The organism is Streptomyces sp. NPDC045470, assembly GCF_040646595.1.
Lineage (GTDB): Bacteria > Actinomycetota > Actinomycetes > Streptomycetales > Streptomycetaceae > Streptomyces.
This window is the reverse complement of record NZ_JBEZAN010000051.1, coordinates 1-4608: the sequence shown is the minus strand read 5'-3', so window position 1 is coordinate 4608 and position 4608 is coordinate 1. Positions and strand designations below refer to the sequence as shown.

Below are 4608 nucleotides of genomic sequence, written 5' to 3'. Positions count from 1 at the left end.
TGCCGCATCGCCTCCACCATCTTGATCACACCCGCCACACCCGCGGCGGCCTGCGCGTGACCGATGTTGGACTTCAGCGAACCGAGGCGGAGCGGCTGTCCAGCCGGACGGCCGCCGCCGTAGGTGGCGATCAGGGCCTGCGCCTCGATGGGATCGCCGAGCCGGGTGCCCGTACCGTGCGCCTCGACCACGTCCACATCGCCGGGCTCCAGGCCGCCGCTGGTCAGAGCTTCGCGAATCACGCGCTGCTGCGAGGGGCCGTTGGGCGCGGTCAGGCCGTTGGAGGCGCCGTCCTGGTTGACGGCCGAACCCCGTACCACCGCCAGCACCTGGTGGCCCAGGCGGCGGGCGTCCGACAGACGCTCCACCACCAGGACACCCACGCCCTCGGACCAGCCCGTACCGTCCGCGTCGTCCGAGAAGGACTTGCAGCGGCCGTCCCGGGCGAGCCCGCCCTGCCGGCTGAACTCCACGAACATGCCCGGCGACGCCATGACGGTCGCGCCGCCCACCAGGGCCAGGTCGGTCTCGCCCTGGCGCAGCGACTGGCAGGCCAGGTGCAGCGCCACCAGCGACGACGAGCACGCCGTGTCCACCGTCACCGCCGGCCCCTCCAGGCCGAGGAAATAGGCCAGCCGGCCGGAAAGGACGCTGGAGGTGGTGCCGGTCAGCAGGTGTCCGTCGGCCCCCGGGGCGGACTGGTGGAGCCGGGGCCCGTACTCCTGGGCCACCGCGCCGGTGAACACGCCGGTGCGGCTGCCGCGTACCGTGGCCGGGTCGATACCGGCCCGTTCCATCGCCTCCCACGTGGTCTCCAGCAACAGTCGCTGCTGGGGGTCCATCGCCAGCGCCTCGCGCGGCGAGATCCCGAAGAACTCGGCGTCGAAGGCGCCCGCGGCGTCGAGGAAGCCGCCTTCGGCGGCGTCGGAGGCGGACGCGCCGCCGGGCTCGGTGAGGGCGTCCAGGTCCCAGCCGCGGTCGGCGGGGAAGGCGGAGACCGCGTCGCGGCCGTCGCGCACCAGGTCCCAGAGCTGTTCGGGGGAGCCGACGCCGCCGGGGAACCGGCAGCCCATGCCGACGATCACCAGCGGGTCGCCGTCCCGGTCCCCGGCCGTGGGGGCCGGGCCGGTGGCCGGAGCGGTGCTGCCCGTGCTCGTACCGCCCAGCAGTTCCTCCAGGCGGCCGGCGAGCGCCGCCGGGGTGGGGTGGTCGAAGACCAGGGTGGACGGGAGGGTGAGCCCGGTGGCGGCGGCGAGGCGCTGCCGCAGTTCCAGGGATGTCATCGAGTCGAACCCGGCGTCCCTGAAGGCCCGGTCCCGGTCGATCGCCGCCGGGTCGCGGTGTCCTTGGACGGCCGCGGCGTGGTCGATGACGAGCCGGAGCAGGTCCGTGGTGCCGGGCGTGGGGGTGGCGGCGCCCGTCGGGGCGGGGCGACCCCCGTGGTCGCGGGGTACCGGCGCCGGGCGGGCGAAGCCGCGCATGGCGCTCGGTACGGAGTCCTGCCGTCGTAGCGCCGCGGCGTCCAGGGCGAAGGGCGCGACGCCAGGGAGGCCCTGTCCGGCGGCCCGGTCGAACAGGGCGAGTCCGTGCTCGGTGCTCAGCGGGGCGATGCCGCGGCGGGCCCAGCGGTCGACGGCCTGCTGTCCGAGTCCGGCCGTGATGCCGGTGGGCTGGGCCCACAGGCCCCAGGCCAGGGAGGTGGCGGGCCGTCCCGCGCGGTGGCGGTCGCGGGCCAGGGCGTCGAGGAAGCCGTTGGCCGCGCCGTATCCGGCCTGGCCGGGCACGCCGAGGACCGAGGAGACGGAGGAGAACAGCACGAACCGGGCGAGGTCCAGGTCCCGGGTCAGCGCGTCGAGGTGGACGGCTGCGTCGGCCTTGGGGGCGAGGACGGCGTCGAGCTGACCGGGGGTGAGGGTGTCCAGGAGCGCGTCGTCGACGACGCCGGCGGCGTGCACGACGGCGGTGAGCGGATGCTCGGCGGGTATCCGGTCCAGTGCCGCGCTCAGTTCCTCACGCTCCGTCACGTCGCAGGCGGTGATGCGGACGTCGGCGCCGAGGGCTTCCAGCCGGGACCGTACGGCGGCGGCCTCCGGGGCGTCGGGTCCGCGGCGGCTGAGCAGCAGCAGGTGCCGGACGCCGTGGGCGGTCACCAGGTGCGCGGCGGTCTCCGCGCCGAGTCCGCCGGTGCCGCCGGTGATCAGGGCGGTGCCCTCCGGGTCCAGCGGCGCGGGCACGGTCAGGACGACCTTGCCGACGTGCCGGGCCTGTTCGACGTACTGGAAGGCTTCCGGGGCGCGGCGTACGTCCCAGCAGGTGAGGGGCGGCAGCCGCAGCGCGCCGGCCTCGAACAGCTCCGTCAGGCGGGTGTTCATGCCGGCGATCAGGTCCGGCTCGACCTCGTAGAGGTCAAAGGGCAGGTACGCCACGTCCGGGTGCGCGTCGCGGACGTCCTCCGGGCGGCGCAGGTCGGCCTTGCCCATCTCGACGAACCGGCCGCCGGGGCGGACCAGGCCGAGCGAGGCGTCCACGAACTCGCGGGCCAGCGAGTTCAGGACGACGTCGACCGGCCCGAACCGGTCGGCGAAGTCCAGGTCGCGGGAGGAGGCGAGGTGGTCGTCGTCCAGTCCGGCTGCGCGCAGCGCGTCCCACTTGGCGGGGGACGCGGTGGCGTACACCTCCGCGCCGAGGTGCCGGGCGATCTGTACGGCGGCCATGCCCACGCCGCCCGCGGCGGAGTGGATCAGGACGGTCTCCCCCGCCCGCAGGCCGGCGAGTTCCACCAGCCCGTAGTAGGCGGTGAGGAAGGTGATGGGGACGGAGGCGGCCTCGGCGAAGGTCCAGCCGGCCGGTATCCGGGTGATCCTGCGCCGGTCGGCCACCGCGACCGGGGCGAAACCACCGGTGAGCATCCCGGCGACCCGGTCGCCGACGCGCAGGTCGGTCACCGCGTCGCCCGTTTCGAGGACGACGCCCGCCGCTTCGCTGCCCAGCGCGGCCTCGCCCGGGTAGGCGCCGAGCCGGATCAGGACGTCGCGGAAGTTGAGCCCGGCGGCGCGAACGCCGATGCGTACCTCGTGGGCGCCGAGGTGCCGTCCGGCGGAGGTGTCCGGTACGAGAGCCAGTTCCCGGGAGCGGGTGTCGGCCAGGTCCAGGCGCCAGGGCCCGTCGGGAGCGGCCAACGCGCCCTCGGCGCGCGCCAGTCGGGGCACGGCCACGGCGCCGTTACGGACGATCAGGTGGGGTTCGTCGCGGAACAGACCCAGCGCGCGGGGCAGGACCGCTTCGGAGGCCGCGGTGCCGTCGGTGTCGAGCAGGCCGAAGCGGTCGGGGTGTTCGGCGTACGCGGCGCGCAGGAACCCGCCGAGCGCGGCGCCCACCGGGTCGTCCTGCGAGGCGCACACCACGAGCCGGGACGTGTGCGGGCCGGAGAGCCACTGCCGCACGGTCTCCAGCAGCGACCGCACCGCCGTGCGGGTGTCCGCGGCCGGGTCACCGGCCCCGGTGCCCGCCGTACCGGCCGGGGAGCCGGTCCGCAGCACGACGACCGGCGGCACGGGGCCGTCGCCCAGGCCGGCGAGCGTGTCGACGGCGGTCCAGTCGGTCGTCTCGGCCGACGGCACGACCGGGTGCGACCGTACGACGAAGAGCGCGTCGTCGGCGGGCCGGTCCGCCGCGCGCAGGGTCAGGGCGTCCACGGACAGAACGGGCCCGCCCGCCGGGGAGGCCGCGTCGAGGCGGACCGTGTCCCCGTCGCCCTTGAGGCGCACCCGCAGCGCCGTCTGCGGGCCGGAGTCGTACCAAGTGACGCCGGTGAAGGAGAAGGGCACCCGCACTCCCCCGGTTCCGCCGGTCACCAGCAGGGCGTGCAGGGCCGCGTCCAGGAGCGCGGGGTGCAGGCCGTAGCCGTCGGCGTGCGGGCCTTCGGGCAGCGCGACCTCGGCGAAGACCTCGTCCCCGGCCCGCCACACGGCCCGCAGGCCGCGGAACGCCGACCCGTACGCGTATCCCCGCGCGGCCAGCTCCTCGTACACGCCGTCGAGGGCGATCGGTTCGGCGCCGGCGGGCAGCCGGTCCCAACCCGCCCAGCCGGTTCCGGTGTCCTGCGCCTCAAGGGTGCCGGACACGTGCGTGACCCATGCGCCGTCGGCGCCGCGAGCCCGGACGAACAGCTCACGCGGAGCGTCCGTGCCATCGTCCGGCGCGACCCACACCTGGACGTCGATGCCCTCGGCGGGTACGACCAGCGGAGTGCGGACGACCAGCTCGCCCAGCCGCCGCGCGCCGCAGTGCCGCACGGCCTCCGCGGCGAGTTCGACGAAGCCGGTGCCGGGGAAGAGGGTGGCGCCCGCGACGACGTGGTCGGCCAGCCAGCGCTCGGTGCGCGGCGCCAGCCTGCCGGACAGCGCCACCCCGCCGGAACCGGGCAGCTCCACCATGCCGGAGAGCAGCGGATGGGCCAGCCCGTCCACGCCGGACCCGCCGACGGCCACCGAGCTCTGCCAGTACGACTCCCGCTGGAAGGCGTAGGTGGGCAGGTCCACCCGGCGGCCCTCGGGCAGTACGGCCCGCCAGTCCACCGCCGCGCCGTGGGCCCACGCCTGGCCCAGC

The 4608-nt window shown here is 75.8% G+C and carries 1 protein-coding gene; it reads right to left on the bottom strand.

The window, feature by feature from the left end; translation table 11 throughout:
• On the bottom strand, positions 1-4608 hold a 4608-nt coding region (locus AB0A97_RS41515; protein ID WP_361161275.1), incomplete at both ends, for an SDR family NAD(P)-dependent oxidoreductase.